Genomic DNA, 17,741 nt, shown 5'->3' with positions numbered 1-17,741 from the left:
AGCAAGTGGTCATTTATACTCTGACCGACCCCCTGTCCCCTTTCCGAAAGCTTTCGGAAGAACTCCTCATTTTTTAAGCAGGATAGAAAGCTCCTCCCGAAAGCTTCGGGAGGGACTTAGGGATGTGTTAGACCCCTCTGGTTTATTTGGGATAATCCCCGAAACCCCATCAATGGTTGGTAAGCTTTTACTAATTTTGAAGCTTAAATAATACCGGCAAACTATACTGAACACGAACAGGCTCACCGCGTTGACGTCCCGGCACAAATTCTGCCTGCTTGACGCAGCGGAGTGCTTCTTCATCAGTTCCACCGCCTATTCCGCGGATTACTTGCGGGTCTTCGACCTTGCCTTGTTCGTTTACAATAAATTGTACAACAACGCGGCCTTCAATACCAGCCTTGCGCGCCATATCAGGATATTCTACACACTGTTGCAATCCAGCAAGTCCTCCTTTGAGTTCTGGCATTTGCTCTACAGCTACAAAGAAATCTTCTTCCTCATCTGCATCATCTTCGGGAGGATCCGGCATCTCAAGTGGTTGATCCATGTTAAAGTCAGCATCCAGTGCAATCTCTGAGTCCTCTATTATTTCATCATTCGGAACTTCTACCGGCACTTGAGGACGTGGTGGCGGAGGAGGTGTTTCATTCTGTTCAGTCTGAACGATATCCTCCATCTGGACAACTTCCTGTTCTTCAACCAAGTCAACCTCCTGATTTTGAGATCGAATTTCGATCTTGGTAGCTACTAAAAATATTACCATTACCAAAAGCAAACCTATCTCTAAAAATAGTGTGTAATAGTTTTTTAGATTTGCTTTTGCCTTCTTTCTCTCATGTAATGCCATATTTACCACCTCTTATTTAGGTTCGGGTTGGGTTTTCTGGCTTAGCCAACGAAATTTACGCCATTAGTTAAACAATCCAAACTATTTTATCGTTTCGGATGCTTAAACCAATTTAATTTATCCTAACCAAATCATCCAGTAAAGATATAAAAGTGCAAATCCTGTTAAAAAGGCGATTCCACTCCAACTAAGCCACTTAAGCCAAGGCGCCGGCTTACAGTTATCCGGCATATGATGCGCAGTAACCAAACGGTAGTTGAGATATGCAAGAATTGGAGCCGTCAGGAAAGAAAGTGTGGTCGCAAGATCAACCATTAGCGTAAAAGAATCACCCATAAAATAAAGTACACCCAGCGTGACTAATGATATTACCACTAGCAGAACGCGATAAAGCTGGGTACTATTTTTGATGGCAAAAGTATCAGACATAAGTACTTCCAGCATCCGGCGGCTTACCCGTGGATAGGCATCAGTAACAGTTAGCGTGGTGCTGAACATTGTGGTAAAGGCGGCGATAATAATAACGGTATACGACCAATCTCCTAAACTTTCGGTGTATAAGCTGATAAGCTGACTGGCAAAAGCAGCTCCGCTGCTGGCATAATCCTCACCACTGCCATACATCACCAGTGCTCCCAGGGCAAGAAATCCCAATGACAAAAATGCAGCGCCGAGATAGCCGATATTGAAATCAAGTAAGGATTCTTTGAGCTTGGGACGATATTGGGTTTGTCTTTCCCGTTCCAGCGTCCATAACGAGTGCCATGCTGCAGCATCAATGGGGATAGGCATCCACCCCATTAGTGCGATAAGAAAAGAGACCCCTGCAATATTCCAGATGTTCGGGTAGTAATCTACGCCGGGTTGATGTCCACCCTGAAATATGGCACCGACGACGGCAATAACTGTAGATATAGCCAGAACCGCCATGATGAGTTTAATGGCACCATCAAGTGCAGAATATTGACCTGACATCAACAATAGAACACAAATAGCTAATATTATGGCACTCCATATAGCCGGCGATAATATAATTCCGGTTAATTCTGCAGCAAGACTGGCAGTGACCACAGTTACGGCTGCCTGTACGGCAAACATAGTACCGATGGTAAAAAGCACAAAGATTCCTATAGCCCATTTGCCCAGTCGGTTGTAACCTTCGATCATGCTTTCGCCGGTGGCAATAGCATACCGGGGGCCATATTCGAGAAACGGATATTTAAAAAAGTTTGCCAGCACGACGGCCCATACAAGCGCCCACCCGTAAGTGGCTCCGGCGCGGGTGGACTGAACGAGATGTGAAACACCAATGGCTGCTGCCGCCATTAACAATCCCGGTCCTAAACTTTGTTTGATTCCATCCCAGGTGCTGGTGGTAGAAGGGCTTTTGGTTTCAGTCTCTGCTGTTTTCATACCTATTGGTTTGTTCTAAATCCCGATTATCGAACTATATACATATTTTCATGATGAAATTAAACAGTTGGATTTGCCAGCAATTGTGATCATTTAGATTTATAGCATCTATCTTATGGCATATAAAAATCAGAGATTCGGAACATCCTGAATATGTCCCGGTTTTTAAACTATATCAGAACTTCTCATATATATCTTCAGTAATCATTTACACAATGAATAATGCTTTATTTTGTTATAGATTCTCTTATATAATTAAACATCAGCTAAACTAAAACCAGAATCCGCAGCGAATTGTAAATTCTGTAATGTTGTTTATCTGATTACCAGTACCTAAGTAGATCTGAAAAATTATTCGGAGGAATAGCTTATGATTACACGTAAAAATATCCTCGACATCGCAGACAAGGAACGGGAAGTTTGTTTGTCTATTTATATGCCGACGCACAAAATGGGTGAAAATGTGCAGCAGGATCCCATTCGATTTAAAAACTTACTTAATGAAGCTGAGAAACAGCTTAAAGAGCATGAGATTTCACCTCAGCAGATAGATGATCTACTCGAGGAACCCCGGAAACTGCTGGATCAACAGATGTTCTGGCAAAATAATGATGAGGGATTAGCAGTATTTGTCAGTGAAGAAGGATTTGATTATTACCGTGTACCACAGAATTTTAATGAGCGTGTTATGGTTGATAACCATTTTTTGATTACTCCCCTGCTGCCTATGGTCACGCTGGAAGGTACCTTCTGCATTTTAGCTCTGAGCCAGAAAAAAGTACGTCTGTTGGCAGCAACTCGTGATAAAGTTTCCGGCATTGCTCTGGAAGAGGCACCAACAAATATGGAAGAGTTCCTCAAATATAATGTGCAGGAGACATCGTTACAGCATCATTCAGGACAAGGAGCCGGACGTGCTCATGGAGAGGGTGATATTTTCCATGGGCATGGAGCCGATGGAGAGACTGATCACCGTGAGACAATAAATTACCTAAAACAGATCGAAAATGAGGTCACTTCAATAATGCGGCGTCGGAATGATCCGTTAATTTTAGCAGGAGTAAATAAAGCCGTGGCAGAATACCGAAAAATCAATCATTACAGCCGCGTGATGGATGATGCCATTATTCGTAATCCCGATGATTTAAAAGATGAACAGCTTAAAGATAAAGGCTGGGATATTATACAATCTTATTTTCTGCAGGATATGTACAATGATATTGATCGTCTGGGAGATCTTTCTGGCAGCGGACGTGAATCTGATAATCTTACCCAGATCGTGGAAGCTGCCTATTACGGTAAAATAGATTCGCTGTTTGTCACTATCGGAGAACACAGCTGGGGGTGGTTTGATGAAGAACGGGATGTGGTTCACCACAGCAAGGGGCAGAAAAACGGCGAACACGATCTGATAAATATGGCAGCGATCAAAACCATTACCCAAAGCGGCAACGTTTATGCTCTGAATCGCGAAGAGATGCCTAAAGATTCTTCCGTTGCAGCTATTTTCCGCTACGCCTGATGATAGATGAGTATTAATTCTTTAAAAGGCATCGGTTTAACAGCCGGTGCCTTTTTATATAAGCCTCAGGTTTTAATAAAAATCAGGTAGTTGTCACTTTTGCCCAGCCTTAAAAGACTGGGCTATGAAGAAAAACCAAAGCTGTCTGAAGACAGCTCTTTTGGTCTTGCTATAATAAGATGGTGATTAATTGCTATGGTGGGGCACACACAATATCTCGTTTCGTACCTCTGGTGCGAAACGGTTGATTAATAGAATCCTTTCGTATTCATCGGATGACAAACTTAATCATCCGATGAAGGTGCGGGGAAATAAGCTAATCTCTAGCATACTCGGCAGGTGTTTGTCCGACAATAGATTTGAAATCGTTGATGAAGTGAGCCTGATCAAAATAACTTAATTCAAGGGCAATTTCCGTCCAGTCTGCCTCTGGATTTTCATCCAATCTGGCGGCAGCCTCCTGAAGCCGAAAACGTTTAATTACCCATTTGGGACTCACCCCCACATACCGCTTGAACCTGCGCTGTAACGTACGTTTGCTGATACCGAGTTGCTCTGCCACCTGTTTTACTCTGATAAGCGTTTGATCAGAAATAATTGTCTCAACAATAGCATTAACTTGCTGTACGTACTCGTCTTTTTCGGGAAGTATATCATTAAGAAACTCCTCCGCCAGCTCTGCCATTCGTTCAGGATCAGCTGAAAGAATCGACTGCTCCATATTTTTAATATCAGTTTCAAAAACAGTATTTGGGGCAAGAATATCATCCCTAAAAGAAGAAACGGGTGACTGGTAAAAAGGATAAAAGCCGCCTGGCCTGAATTTGATTCCCAGTACCTTGCCGGTCCCCTTTAGTTCGCGGGTGAATTTGCCAGTGACTACTCCATATACCTTTGTGTTTTGCTTTTCAAAAACTAAATGAACCGAGGGATGTGAAAGCACATCCTGACGAAAGATTTTGTCCTTGGGTAAATCCCACTGGACAATCCAAAAATGCTCGACGAAATAAGCAACGGGATCCGAAGGAGTAAAGCGTTTCAGCGTAAAATGCTGTTGGGCTTCTTTGGGATTTAATACGCCTTTGGGTTTTGATGACTTCAGTTTCACCATACTGGACTCCTATTGTCGCATTTTTCCAATAGCAATAAATCAGTAATTGCTAAATTGCAATGAAGTCAAGGATAAAGCAATTATTTTATTATGGAATCGGGTAAATTTAATATCGAAAGCTGGGAAGAAACTACAATTGGTGAAGTTGTTGATGGGCCTAGGCTGATTCGAGCCAGCGTGACACAATCTTATTCCGGAGATATTGAAGGCAAGGGAACATTGGAATATCTGATAACTACTTTTAGCGAAGATTTCAGCAGTTTTATTGGCTTAGAGCGATTTGTGGGGAAGCTGGATGGACATTCGGGAAGTTTTATACTCAATCACGAGGGAATCCATGAGGATGGTGTGGCCAAATCATCGTTTCAAATAGTACCCGGCTCGGGGACGGATGAACTCAGCGGGATTCGAGGTGAGGGCAGCTATGAAGCGACACATGATGAGGTTACTTTGGTACTGGATTATTCCTTTGAATAAGGAGGTGAAATTATGGCAAAAGAAGTGAATTTCTTCGAATCCGCCAGTCAGTTTCGGAACTGGTTGGAAGCTAATCACGATAACCAAGAGGTTCTTTGGGTTGGTCTTTATAAAGTAGCTTCTGGGAAACCAAGCATGCGATGGGAGGAAGCAGTTCGCGTAGCACTTTGTTTCGGCTGGATAGATGGATTGCGTAAATCTATTGATGAGGAGAGCTATAAAATACGTTTCACCCCGCGAAAACCCGGCAGCCACTGGAGTAAGAAAAACATTAAAATGGCTGAAGAACTCATCGAAAACGGCCAAATGCGTGTGCCGGGTAGAGCGGCCTACGAGAAGCGGAGACCATCCCAAACAGCCAATGCATCATATGAGAAGGACTCCTTTGAGTTGAAAAAGGAATATCGGGATAAGCTTAAATCAAATGAAAAAGCCTGGCAGTTTTTCCAGGATTTGGCTCCCGGCTATACGAGAACATCGGTGCACTGGGTAATGAGCGCGAAACAGGAAAAGACATGTCAGCGCCGGTTGAAAATATTGATTGAATCTTGTGAAGAACAGAAGAAGATCCCACCGCTGCGTTATTGATTCACAATAGCTATTTAACTAAATAGAAACTTTTACCCACGGATAAATTCATGGGCTAAAAATTTCATTAAAAGCTCACTTCAAGTGAGCTTTGGTTTTTTGCTTCTTAGCCGGATGAGTTATCTTCAGGCTTTACAGCAAACCCCTATCCCCTCATTCCCAAGCTCCTGCTTGGGGAATGTAACTATTTGTAGAAGCAGAGCTTCTTCAGGCCTGTTCCGAAGCAGGAGCTTCGGAACGAGTAGAACTTTTACTTTTACCCGGATGAGTCCGGGCCGCAATGAAAGCTGCTTTTTTGAGCAAGGTAATAGCAGATCCCTCCCCGCCACTAATCTTCGGTGAAGAAATGTCGATCTGTTCTAGCTATATTCTAGTAAGTAAAGCGTTTCTTTTCAGAACCTCCCTTGATTTCAAGTAGTAAACTTGAACTTATATTCAAGAAAATATTTGCGTAACCAAAAGGTTACAATTATATTAGTAACTGAACGGTTACATATAATCTTTGCCTTAGCCAATTGAGACTTGTCCATTATTGAGAAATAATCTCAGAGGAGGCACGGAGAATCATATTAAAAAGAGGACTCTGAGGGATATGAATTTCATGCATTCCCTGCGAATTCCTCTGTGTAACTCTGCGGTACAACATGCAGAAATCCTAAATAAATTTGTTGATGATGCAACGAGATGTTTTTCAGGCTATCGCCGATCCTACCAGAAGAGAAATTATTGATCTGCTGTCGGATCGGGCTATGCCAGTAAATAAGGTAGCACAAAATTTTGATATTAGTCGGCCGGCCGTATCAAAGCATCTGAAAATTTTGGACGAGTCCGGCTTGATGGTTATCCGCAAAAAGGGGCGAAAACGATTTTATCGATCTGATCCGCGGAAGCTAAGAGAAGTGGCAGAATGGGCGGCGAAGTACCAGAAATTCTGGAATGAAAAGCTGGATGCTTTGGAAGCAGCTTTGGCTGATGAAGATGAAGACTGAAACTTTAAAACTATTAGACACAGAATATGAATAAGAAAAACGATTATCCAATTGTTGAGGCACAGATGCTCATCCGTAAACCTGTTGAGGATGTATTTGAGGCCATGGTTAATCCCGATATAACTTCAAAATTTTGGTTTACCAAAGGCAGTGGTCGGGTGGAACCGGGCAAAACGCTTGAATGGGAATGGGGACAATTCGGCGTAAAGGATACCGTGGATATCCTGGAAGTTAAGTCCAATGAATATATCTCCCTGAATTGGTCTATAGGGGAGCTGACAACGACTGTCGAAATGTTTTTTGAGCAACATTCGGATCAATCGACATTGGTTAAAGTGAGGGAGCGCGGTTTCGGGAAAACCAATCCCGCTGATGCTAAACAATTGGAAGAAAAAATTGACTTGATGTTAGGACAAAACGGCGGATGGAACCTGGTGCTCTCTTCTATGAAAGCCTGGATGGAGCACGGCTTAGATTTGAATCTGATTGCAGACCATAATCCGCAATGATTTTATGCTGAAGAACCTAATTTAATTTTGCATGCTGTAACACAAAGAGCCTCAGAGAAGACACGAAAAACCACCAAGAAAAACTTTTTCTTGGTGTGGCTACTATGCTGAAAATATTAACCTAGAGGCGTCCTGAGGAATATAACATTTTCTCTGCGAACTCCTCTGCGTAACTCTGCGGATTCCTCCGTGTAACTCTGTGGTGTTAACATCAACAATTACAACACAAGTGAGTGAAAACCATGGATGACTATGGCATTTTTACTGAACCAGGCACCATTCAATTCGAGCGACTGCTTCCCGGTCCGGCAGAACGAATCTGGGATTATCTAACCAAGTCGGAATTAAAAGAAAAATGGCTGGCTGCGGGAGATGTGGAGCCACGGGTGGGCGGGAAAGTGGAATTCAAATTCAAACACAGCAATCTCTCTGAATCCGATGATCCCATCCCCAGAAAGTATAGGCATATGGAAGATGGAACATATTTTGAAGGACGAGTAACTGAATATGATCCGCCCCACAAACTCAGTTACACCTGGGGCGAAGAGACGGGAGAAGAATCCAGTGTGACCTATGAATTAATTCCTAAAAAGAATAATAAAGTACTACTTCGGTTAACACACCGCAGACTGGGAGATGATCCGTCAACACTCATTAGTGTAGGTGCCGGCTGGCATACACATCTGGGTATCTTAGTGGATCGACTGAACGGATGCGCCCCCAAAGGGTTTTGGTCGGTACATTCAAAGATGGAAGAAGTCTATGAGCAGCGACTTCAGGAATCGGGACAAAATTAATTTGAACCCCTGCAAACGATTCGAACTTTCGTTTCGTTAGCTATGTGTACTACTAAAAATCTTGATTGAATAAATGAAACGCTACATCCGCGAACCCATCAATACAATCACACATGGACTTGGAGCAATCTTGTCCGTAATTGGATTAATTTTTTTGCTCTATGAAGCAATTCAGCACGATTCATTAAGCCAGCTTATCGCCTTCTCGATGTTTGGTCTGAGCATGGTTCTGCTCTACACCGCCAGTTCGTTATATCATGCGCTCCCCGTTAAAGAAAAAACGCTCAAGTTATTACAGAAGATCGATCACAGCATGATCTATATACTTATTGCCGGCACTTATACACCTATTTGCCTGCTGGTGCTCGATGGTGGATGGAAATGGGGCTTTTTCATCACGGTTTGGATATTAGCCGTGGCAGGTATCATCAAGAAATTTCTCTGGATGAGCGCGCCGCGTTGGCTTTCCACCTCATTTTATCTGGGGATGGGATGGCTTGCTGTTTTTCTTTTTCCGGTACTGATTGATAAACTGCCTCCTGCTTTTTTAGGCTGGATTGCAGCCGGTGGTCTCGCTTATACCTTTGGTGCTGTTATCTATGGAATTGAAAAACCGAATCCTATTCCCGACTGGTTTGGACATCACGAAATCTGGCACCTGTTTGTGCTTGCGGGTACCTTTTCGCACTTTTGGGCTATTTATTATTACCTGCCAGGGTATGGATAATTGTCCCCCTTTCCTCCTGTTTTTTGTGGTTTGAAAGGTTAAATAGAAGAAGATACTTATTAGGATTTTACATCATCTAAATTGTTTTTACGATTAAAAAAGCATTCGGACGAAATGATTCGAAGCGATATCGTATTTTAATATCCTTGGAAAAAAAGTTTAATTAAATCACACTAGAAAGATTCTCAACGATAAAAGTTTGATCAGTCTGTTATGTTTGGTTTTGTGGGGAATGAATTTGGCCCCGGGAGTTCTTGCACAGCAATCCTCAGAGAAAACGGTAAAAAATCCTAAACGGACCGCAGAGGCTTATGCAAAAGATGGTTTTGAAGTAGAACTTGACGGCAAGTTATCAGAAGAAATATGGAGTAACGTATCATTCACCTCGGGATTCATACAAAGAGAGCCCAATGAAGGAAATAACGCCACCGAAAAAACAGAGGTGGCATTTATTTATGATGACAAAGCGCTTTACGTTGGTGCACGGATGTACAGCGATGATCCTGAAAACATAAATGCACAGCTTAATCGACGAGATAATACAGGAAATGCCGAGCGACTGGTTATTTCCTTGGATGCCTACCTTGATCGGCGAACTGCCCGAAGCTTTGTTATTACTGCATCAGGTGTCAGGGCCGATTATGTTCAGCCTGAAGATGAAATGAGTTATCGCAGTAGAGATTATTCCTTTGATCCGGTTTGGACTGCAAAGAGTAATATCGATTCTGTCGGATGGACAGCTGAAATGCGTATCCCTTTTTCTCAACTGCGCTATAGCGAGAAAGAAAATCAGGTATGGGGATTGAATATCAACAGATTTTTACCTCATAAAAATGAGGATGTATATTGGGTTATGATACCCCAGGATGAAACAGGGTGGGCATCGCAGTTTGGTCTGTTAAAGGGAATAAATGGAATATCCAGAGCGAGACAAATTGAGTTTATACCTTATCTTGCGGGGAATGCATTTTTGGATGGATCCCCCGATCCGGAAAATCCTTTTACTGACAAACTTAACCTGGATGCCCGAATTGGCGGCGACTTTAAAATTGGATTGGGTCCGAATATGAAGCTGGATGGCACGATCAATCCTGATTTTGGACAAGTTGAGGCCGATCCTGCACAGGTAAATCTTTCGGCTTTTGAGACTTTTTTTGAAGAAAAGCGTCCATTTTTCACTGAAAACCAGCAACTGTTTCAAGTATTAAGCGGTGGGGGTGGCCGGTCTGACAGATATTTTTATTCCCGACGGATTGGTGCATCTCCTTCATTGCGTCCGGATGATGATGAAGAAGGTATTGACTATGTAGACCAGACAGACAATACCTCAATTCTGGGTGCTTCCAAACTATCGGGTCGTTTTCCTTCCGGATTGTCGGTAGGTGGTGTAGCAGCTGTAACAGCACAAGAGAACGCGGAAGTTTATGATCTTGATGCCGATACCTACGATGAGGTAAAAGTTGAACCACTTACGGGTTATGGTATAGTAAGATTACAACAAGAATTTGGCGGGAATGCTTCTACAGCCGGATTGGTACTAACTGGTGTAAATCGCAATCTTGAGCCGGGCTCAGAGTTATCAAATATGCTAAACAGGTCGGCCCTGGCAGGAGGAAGTGACTGGAATATCAGATTCCAGGAAGGAAAGTATGTTCTCGCAGGTGATGCTGGATTTAGTTACATTTCGGGTGAGCCGTCATCAATCGCTGATGCTCAGCGTTCGAGTGCACGTTACTATCAACGACCCGATGCCTCCTATCTCGATCTCGATTCAACCAAAACATCTCTTTCCGGATATCGTGGACAACTGGAATTTTCTAAAAACAGTGGTGATCGTTGGCTTTGGGAAGTACAAGCCAGTACTAAATCGCCGGGTTTCGATTTGAATGATGCCGGCATTTTATTTCGAACTGACGAGATAAGTTCTCGGGCTGAATTAACCTATCGCGAAAATACTCCGAGCTCTTGGTATCAATCATACCGATTCGAACTTACAGCTAACAGAGAATGGAATTATGGTGGAGTACTTCTGGGAAATGAATTTGAGCTGAGTTCTCGTATCGAGTGGAGTAATTTTTGGTCAAATTTTTTCAATATCGAATATAGCCCGAGAAGCTATGATGATCGTCTGGCCAGGGGCGGTCCCTTAATGGGATCACCAGCGAGCTATGGTGTTAGAACTGGATTGTTTACAAACAGAAGTTCAAATATATTTGGACAGCTTTTCCTTAGCTATGACAGCGATGAATTTGGAGGTTGGGACGTGGGCATCAGACCTTCTATTCAGCTTAGGACCGGTGGAAAGTGGGAGCTTGAATTGGAACCACAGTTCTCTCGAGAGACAGAGACGCGCCAGTACATTACAACTGAATCCGGAGGGAGCGAGGCAACCTACGGTAATCGATATATCTTTTCGAGTATTGATCGAACAACTCTCTCTCTCCAAACCAGGTTGGATTATGCATTTACTCCGGATCTGACCCTTGAAATGTATGCCGAACCTTTTGTAGCGAGTGGTAACTATTATAATCCGGGAGAGTTACCACAACCAAAGTCCTACCAGCTGGATTATTATGATGTACAAGGGGAGAATTCAGATGGAGATTTTGTAGTTAATGATGGGACCACTGAATTTACTGTCCCAAATAATGACTTTCTGGTTAAATCGTTCCGTAGCAGCGTTGTCTTACGTTATCAATGGCGTCCGGGAAGCACATTTTTTCTTGTCTGGCAACAGAATCGTTTTGCAGAGAGCCGACAAAATCGATTTGTAGAGCCGGGTGATTTGGTCAATGCACTCGGCGAAACTGGAGATAATATCTTCAGCCTTAAATTTACATACTGGTTTTCGGCCAATTAGTATGACAGGAGATTTAGATTTGTATTCGTAGATCCGTTTATCACAGAGTTCTTTTATCTTAGAACGAGCTTACCCCTTGTTCAAAAATCAGTTATATGGATACCGCTACACAAATTACCCTTGGTGCGGCTGTGGGCGAAGCTGTACTTGGTAAGAAAATGGGAAACAGAGCTCCTTTGTGGGGAGCTGTTTTCGGAGTTATTCCCGATCTGGATGTGTTGACTTCTCCATTTGTGAGTGAAGTTCAGGCTTTGGCTATTCATCGTGGGATTACACATTCCCTGTTTTTTTGTTTGTTGGCAGCACCTCTTTGTGGATGGCTGTTGAATCGATATTACAAAGAAGAGCAGGCCGGCTGGAAAGGATGGTCGGCGTTAGTTTTTTGGGTCTTGTTCACTCATATCTTTATTGATGTTTGTACGAGTTACGGAACGCAGGTTTTGCAGCCGTTCAGCAACTATTCATTGAGCCTGAATTCAATTTTTATTATCGATCCATTCTATACACTGCCGCTCATGGCAGGTATTGTGACAGCGCTGTTTTTCCGAAGAAATTCCCTTCACAGAAAATGGGCCAACAGAATCGGGCTTATCTTCAGCACGTTGTATTTGCTGGCCGGTTTTGGAATAAAGGCACACGTGAATTCAGTATTCGAGCAGAATTTTGAGAGCGAGCAAATTCATCCCCAAATATATATGACCACACCCGCCCCGTTTACCATATTTTTATGGACGGGCTATGCTGTCGAAAATGATTCACTCTATGCAGGTTTGTATTCTGTTTTTGATGATGATCAAAACATTTCTTTCCAGTCGCTTCCCCAAAACAAATCACTTCTCGAACCATACCGCGATCAATTGCCGGTTGAGCGATTGATCTGGTTTTCGCAGGGATATTATGCCGCTTCTATGCAGGGTGATGAAGTATTCGTTCACGATTTACGATTCGGCCGATCCGACCTTTGGCTGGATAATTATGGAGCCCACCCCTATGTCTGGAACTATCGCTTAGAATTCAATAATGATTCAACCAGAGTAACCGGCTTTGAGCAATTTGAGCCCAGTTTTGATTCCCGTGAAGAAATGTGGAGCAGGTTGCTGGAGCGTACGTTTGGGCTGGAGTAAACAGGCTATTCTTTTATTGTTGATTAAGTTTTCTTACAACCCTTCTCACAAAAACCCGTAGCGTTGGTGTAATGAAATTGCCGATCACTCGTCTAACCAACAGAGATGACAAAAGAAGAATTTAAAACATGCGTATTGCCGACCAAAGACAAGTTGTTTCGGTTGGCTTTGAGACTGCTTAACAGCCGGCAGGAAGCAGAGGATATTATACAGGATCGTACCTGAAGCTGTGGAATATGCGAGACAGTCTTTCACAGTACAATAGCGTAGAAGCTTTGGCGGTAACGGTAACAAAAAATTTATGTATCGATCGGCTGCGCTCGTACCGCAGGCGTAAGCAAAATGACGGCGGGTTGGACCATGTACAACTTGCCGCCGGTGGCCGTTATGACCCGGTAGACAATTTGGAATTAGATGAAAGCATGCAACATATCCAGAAAATAATTCAGCAGTTGCCTGATCAACAGCGACTGGTTATCCAGCTGCGGGATATTGAGCAGTACAGCTATGAAGAAATAGCTGATATGACCGGTTTGAAGATCAATAATATACGTGTCGCACTTTCTCGGGCACGTAAAAACGTCCGAACCGAATATCTAAAGAAAACAGAGCAATGAATACGGAAAGAGTTAAACAACTGATCAATAAATTTTACGAGGGACAAACTTCACTGAAAGAAGAGCAGCAGTTACGGGAGTACTTCCAGCGGGAAGAAATTCCCGAGGAGCTGCAGTCTCATGCTGAGTACTTTCGGTACGCTGAGACAGTGAAAGAAGAATCAACTTCATCCGGCTTCGATCCCTTTGTCGAGCTCGAGGATCAATCCGAAGAAAATGTAGTGCCTTTAGACAGTCAGAAGGGAGCAAATAACAGATTAGGAACGAATAACAAGATCCTGATATGGTCATTGCGCGTAGCGGCAGGATTGCTCCTTTTATTGATTGGCTTTGCAGCGGGACAGATTTTGAACGGCAATCAAGCTTCGACAGAACAGGTTGCGGCTCTCCAGCAGGAAGTGCAACAGATGAAAGAAGCGCTGGTTTACGGTGGAAACTACCGGCAGGCTTCGGCGGGAGAACGTCTTTCGGCCGTGAAGTCGTCGACTCGTTTTGTATCTGATCAGGCAGAGGTGGATCAGCAGATTACAGATATCCTGATTTATACAATGAATAACGACAAAAGTGTGAATGTACGTATGGCTGCAGCTGAAGCTTTATTCCTTTTTAGGGATGACATTCAGATTCAGAAGGCATTGGTGAACTCACTAACACAACAAGAAAATCCGCAGATGCAGATCACGCTGATCGATATGCTGGTTCAGTTAAAGGCCAAAGGGGCGATCAATGAAATGAACAAGCTTCTTATGGATTCTGAAACCCGCGAAATTGTACGTGATCGCTTACGAGCTGGAATTGCAGAATTAAGAACTTGATCAATACAAAGGCCCGTCGGTGACAACACAGTTGCCGGCGGGTTCTTCCGGAAGAAAATCCAACAGAAAACAATCAAATATAAATATCATGAAGCAACTAAGAATAATGGTAATGGTTCTCCTGATGGTTTTGGCTTCGCAGCTTACATTGGCCCAGGAATATACCCATCAGTTAAGTAATAGCAGTGAAAACAGCATTACGTTTTCCCTGTCAAGAAGCGAAATATCGATTGAAGGGCATGACGGCAATGAAGTGGTTATTCGGAACAGGGATTACAGCGCTCCCCCGGAACGAGCCGAGGGCTTGCGTCCATTATATGGAGGCGGTCAGGATAATACCGGCATCGGCCTATCCGTGGAAGAGACAAATGGTGCGCTCGAAATAGTTCAGGCAACGGCCTCCGGTGGAGACTATGAAGTCAGAGTTCCCAATAATGTACGCGTTATGATTGAAGAGGTAAACTGGGGCGGCGGAGATATAAAGATCAGTAATCACAATGGTGAAATAGAAATACAGTCGAAAAACGGAGATATAGAGCTGGAGAATATTACGGGTCCGGTAATTGCCAACAGCACCAGCGGAGATGTAGATATAGTGTTCTCCAGCGTGTCTGATGCCAATCCTACTTCTATCTCTTTGGTAAGTGGTTATATCGATGTAACGATGCCGGCATCTACGGCAACGGATATGTATTTGAGTTCTGTTTCCGGAGAGATCTATACGAATATGGATCTTTCAATGAGAGGCAATAATGGTGATATGAAGCGTCTGGGCGGTGGACGAAAGATTGAGGGCACGCTCAATGGCGGCGGCGTTGAAATCGAGCTTAAGACGGTAAGTGGAGACATTTATCTGCGAAAAGCAGAATCCTGAGGGAGGTTATAATATGAAGAAGTTAACTTTGCTAGCAGTATTCGTTTGCGGATTTTTGATGCAAGCTATTGCCCAGGAACGTGTAGAAGAACGGTCGTTTGAAGTTCATCCGGATCAGCAGGTTCGCCTTGATCTCCGCTTTGGAGAAACCATTGATGTCAGTGCCTGGGACAGAGATGAGGTAGCATTTAAGGCGGTAATTGAGATTAATGGTGGTAAGTTAAATGATGCCCTGGAGTTGGAATACGATCAGGGTGATGGGCTCAAAATTGCGTCCGACTATAACGAGGAGAAGCTGAAAGAAGGACGCCGCGAGGATTGTCCTGATCAGTACTCCAACTATAGCTGGAATACTGATGACGATCACCGTGTAGTGTGTAGTAAGATTCGATATGAGCTTAAAGTTCCCCGTAATATCAATCTTGATGTGGAATCCATTAGCGGAGATATTGAGCTGGTGGGTCTTGTCGGACCTGTTCGGGCAAAGTCGATAAGCGGATATGTGGATATGAGCTGGCCTGCCGGTAATTCAGCAGATATAAGTGTGAAAACAGTATCCGGGGAAGCATTTACCAATCTGGATAATCTGAATTTCAAAAATAAAAAGCCGCATGTCCCCCTCGTTGGCTATGAGCTGAGAGGCTCTATTGGCACGGGCGGGCCCGAAGTTTCGCTTGAATCGGTAAGTGGGAATGTATATCTGAGAAAAGCCAAAACGTAAATACCAGTAACTTCATCGGATGACTGAGTTTGTCATCCGATGACTATAAAAGGATTTTACTAAACAACCGTTTCGCATCAGAGGTACGAACGAGATACTTTGTGTGCCCCGCTGTAGCGCAATGAATCTCCCCGCTTTTTCTTGCTAAGAAAGGTAAAAAAGCTGTCTTCAGACAGCTTCTATGTTTTGCTTCTTAGCCCGGTCTTTCCCCGAATTCTCGGGGCAGGCAAAGGCCGGGCTAAGGCTCATTTGTTTAACATACCCCAACCGTGCCGAAAGATTTTACAGGGATGCTAACTCTACGTCGCGGCTCTCTCGAGGGGGGACTTTTGTGTGCCTTAGCTGTTGCTGCACTTCACCATTACCGCTTGTGTCATTTCGAACGAAGTGGGAAATCTTAATTTTCTATTTCAAGCCAAAAAAGACTCATCTTGCTCAAATCAGTTCTTGATTTAAGTCAGCTAATCCTTATAATACTACTTAACTAATACTATTAAAATACTATTGTTGTGGAATCTCAACTCCGTCAAAATGTACTAGTGGCAGGTATTTTGATCCTCTTTCTAATTCACTGCAACGCAACTGAACCTGATCTCGAAAGAAATCTTCAAACAACTGAAGAGATACTTTTGAATACTGACAGCAGCAATGCTTCTGATGATAAGTTGTTTAGTTTCATAACAGAATTTGTGACCGATGATAAGGGTAGGCAGTATATAGTTGACGCAAGAGAGGCGCGAATACATGTTTTTGATGAAAGAGGGAACTTCCTGAGATATATCGGTCAGGAAGGATCGGGACCCGGTGAGTTTCAGGATATCAGTGCTCTGCATATAAACAAAAATGATAAGTTGATTGCAGCAGATCCCAATCGGGGTCGTATTAGTATTTTTTCTTTGGAAGGAGAACTACCATCAGCAAACAGGTTGCCTATTGCTGATGTAAGTCAGATTACTGAAATGCCCGCCAGTGGATATCTGCTTGTCGGTTATGATGGCGGAAAGCTTGTACATCTGGTTGATAGCAGTTTTAAGAATGTGCAAGCGAGCTTGGTTTCTGTTGAGGATATCCTTCATACCAAGGAGCAGTTAGAAGAAATATGGATTCAATTTGATCCCGGCCGAGCTCTTATGCTTTCGAAGCAATCCATTATTTATGCACCCTCAATTTATTCTGGAAAGCTGTATAGTTATAAGCTTACAAATGGAGACTGGCAATTTTCAGGAACCGTTGATGGATATGGACGACATGATAATCCAGTAACTTTTAGTCCTTATGAGAAAGCTGATCGTGTTGATGCCCCCTTAACGCTATCCGATGGACGTTTTGCCGCCCAGTTTCACTCCAGTTCACAAGGGTTCTTCTGGAGTGGGACAGATACTTTTATGCATTTTTCTTTGCAGGAGGATGGATCCGGTGACAAGCTGGATTTGATTGCAGAACAATTTAATCCAGAAGGAGAGCTTCTCTATTATGGAGTGATTGATTCAATGGAACAAGCTAATGTTACCATACACGATGTGGATAATAAATCTATATATCTACTCGATCGAAAAGATCAGCCACTTCTAAAAAAGATAACGTTTAAATAGATAATAGTAATTCCAGAGATACTGATTCGAACAGATGTAGAAATGATGTGATCAGACAACTCTTATTAAACTTAGTTACCACTTCTATTACGTAGCGAGAAAATATGGTGGCCATAATAGATCCCTTTGTTACGTTCCGAAAACTTCGGAACTCC

General features: G+C 43.1%; 17 protein-coding genes. 14 read left to right on the top strand and 3 right to left on the bottom strand.

Annotation, left to right across the window (positions count from 1 at the left end; translation table 11 throughout):
* Nucleotides 1–190 precede the first annotated feature (190 nt).
* Together ACT3ID_RS08150 and ACT3ID_RS08145 are read right to left on the bottom strand one after the other, a co-directional pair.
* Nucleotides 191–850, bottom strand: a complete 660-nt coding sequence (locus tag ACT3ID_RS08150) for an energy transducer TonB (protein WP_491541518.1) — start codon at nucleotides 848–850, stop codon at nucleotides 191–193.
* A gap of 117 nt (nucleotides 851–967) precedes the next feature.
* Nucleotides 968–2,263 (bottom strand): Nramp family divalent metal transporter, encoded by a 1,296-nt coding sequence (locus tag ACT3ID_RS08145; RefSeq protein WP_491541517.1) that lies wholly within the window; start codon nucleotides 2,261–2,263, stop codon nucleotides 968–970.
* Between the two features lie 370 nt (nucleotides 2,264–2,633).
* On the opposite strand from ACT3ID_RS08145, the gene ACT3ID_RS08140 reads away from it, so the two are divergent.
* Nucleotides 2,634–3,785, top strand: coding sequence for a baeRF7 domain-containing protein (locus tag ACT3ID_RS08140; RefSeq protein ID WP_491541516.1), 1,152 nt, complete (start codon nucleotides 2,634–2,636; stop codon nucleotides 3,783–3,785).
* 316 nt (nucleotides 3,786–4,101) lie between these two features.
* Here the strand turns inward: ACT3ID_RS08140 and ACT3ID_RS08135 are convergent, their stop codons facing one another.
* Complete coding sequence (locus ACT3ID_RS08135) at nucleotides 4,102–4,896, bottom strand: DUF6597 domain-containing transcriptional factor (RefSeq protein WP_491541515.1); 795 nt, start codon at nucleotides 4,894–4,896, stop codon at nucleotides 4,102–4,104.
* A gap of 90 nt (nucleotides 4,897–4,986) precedes the next feature.
* Between ACT3ID_RS08135 and ACT3ID_RS08130 the strand changes: the two genes are divergently transcribed.
* From ACT3ID_RS08130 to ACT3ID_RS08070, 13 genes are all read left to right on the top strand, one after another.
* On the top strand, nucleotides 4,987–5,373 hold the full coding sequence (locus ACT3ID_RS08130) for a DUF3224 domain-containing protein (protein ID WP_491541514.1): 387 nt from the start codon (nucleotides 4,987–4,989) through the stop codon (nucleotides 5,371–5,373).
* 12 nt (nucleotides 5,374–5,385) lie between these two features.
* Nucleotides 5,386–5,961 (top strand): YdeI/OmpD-associated family protein, encoded by a 576-nt coding sequence (locus ACT3ID_RS08125; protein WP_491541513.1) that lies wholly within the window; start codon nucleotides 5,386–5,388, stop codon nucleotides 5,959–5,961.
* 671 nt (nucleotides 5,962–6,632) lie between these two features.
* Nucleotides 6,633–6,950, top strand: a complete 318-nt coding sequence (locus ACT3ID_RS08120; RefSeq protein WP_491541512.1) for an ArsR/SmtB family transcription factor — start codon at nucleotides 6,633–6,635, stop codon at nucleotides 6,948–6,950.
* Between the two features lie 26 nt (nucleotides 6,951–6,976).
* Nucleotides 6,977–7,459, top strand: coding sequence for an SRPBCC domain-containing protein (locus tag ACT3ID_RS08115; protein WP_491541511.1), 483 nt, complete (start codon nucleotides 6,977–6,979; stop codon nucleotides 7,457–7,459).
* A gap of 242 nt (nucleotides 7,460–7,701) precedes the next feature.
* Entirely contained in the window at nucleotides 7,702–8,256 is a 555-nt protein-coding gene (locus ACT3ID_RS08110) for an SRPBCC family protein (RefSeq protein ID WP_491541510.1), read from the top strand.
* Nucleotides 8,257–8,329: 73 nt separating this feature from the next.
* A complete protein-coding gene (gene trhA / locus ACT3ID_RS08105) occupies nucleotides 8,330–8,983 on the top strand; it encodes a PAQR family membrane homeostasis protein TrhA (RefSeq protein WP_491541509.1) in 654 nt (217 codons plus the stop codon).
* 232 nt (nucleotides 8,984–9,215) lie between these two features.
* Nucleotides 9,216–11,843: a DUF5916 domain-containing protein gene (locus ACT3ID_RS08100; protein WP_491541508.1), complete on the top strand. Its 2,628-nt coding sequence runs from the start codon at nucleotides 9,216–9,218 to the stop codon at nucleotides 11,841–11,843.
* 95 nt (nucleotides 11,844–11,938) lie between these two features.
* A complete protein-coding gene (locus ACT3ID_RS08095) occupies nucleotides 11,939–12,967 on the top strand; it encodes a metal-dependent hydrolase (protein WP_491541507.1) in 1,029 nt (342 codons plus the stop codon).
* A gap of 236 nt (nucleotides 12,968–13,203) precedes the next feature.
* Nucleotides 13,204–13,584 (top strand): GFO_1088 family ECF-type sigma factor, encoded by a 381-nt coding sequence (locus ACT3ID_RS08090; RefSeq protein WP_491541506.1) that lies wholly within the window; start codon nucleotides 13,204–13,206, stop codon nucleotides 13,582–13,584.
* Entirely contained in the window at nucleotides 13,581–14,399 is an 819-nt protein-coding gene (locus tag ACT3ID_RS08085) for a PG0215 family putative anti-sigma factor (RefSeq protein ID WP_491541505.1), read from the top strand. The genes ACT3ID_RS08090 and ACT3ID_RS08085 overlap by 4 nt, the downstream gene beginning before the upstream one ends.
* Nucleotides 14,400–14,418: 19 nt before the next feature.
* Complete coding sequence (locus ACT3ID_RS08080; protein WP_491541504.1) at nucleotides 14,419–15,273, top strand: DUF4097 family beta strand repeat-containing protein; 855 nt, start codon at nucleotides 14,419–14,421, stop codon at nucleotides 15,271–15,273.
* Between the two features lie 13 nt (nucleotides 15,274–15,286).
* Entirely contained in the window at nucleotides 15,287–15,994 is a 708-nt protein-coding gene (locus tag ACT3ID_RS08075) for a DUF4097 family beta strand repeat-containing protein (protein ID WP_491541503.1), read from the top strand.
* 509 nt (nucleotides 15,995–16,503) lie between these two features.
* Complete coding sequence (locus ACT3ID_RS08070; RefSeq protein ID WP_491541502.1) at nucleotides 16,504–17,586, top strand: 6-bladed beta-propeller; 1,083 nt, start codon at nucleotides 16,504–16,506, stop codon at nucleotides 17,584–17,586.
* Nucleotides 17,587–17,741: the final 155 nt, after the last annotated feature.

It is taken from the genome of Fodinibius sp. GM108 (assembly GCF_058386985.1).
This window is presented reverse-complemented; position numbering and strand designations above follow the sequence as displayed.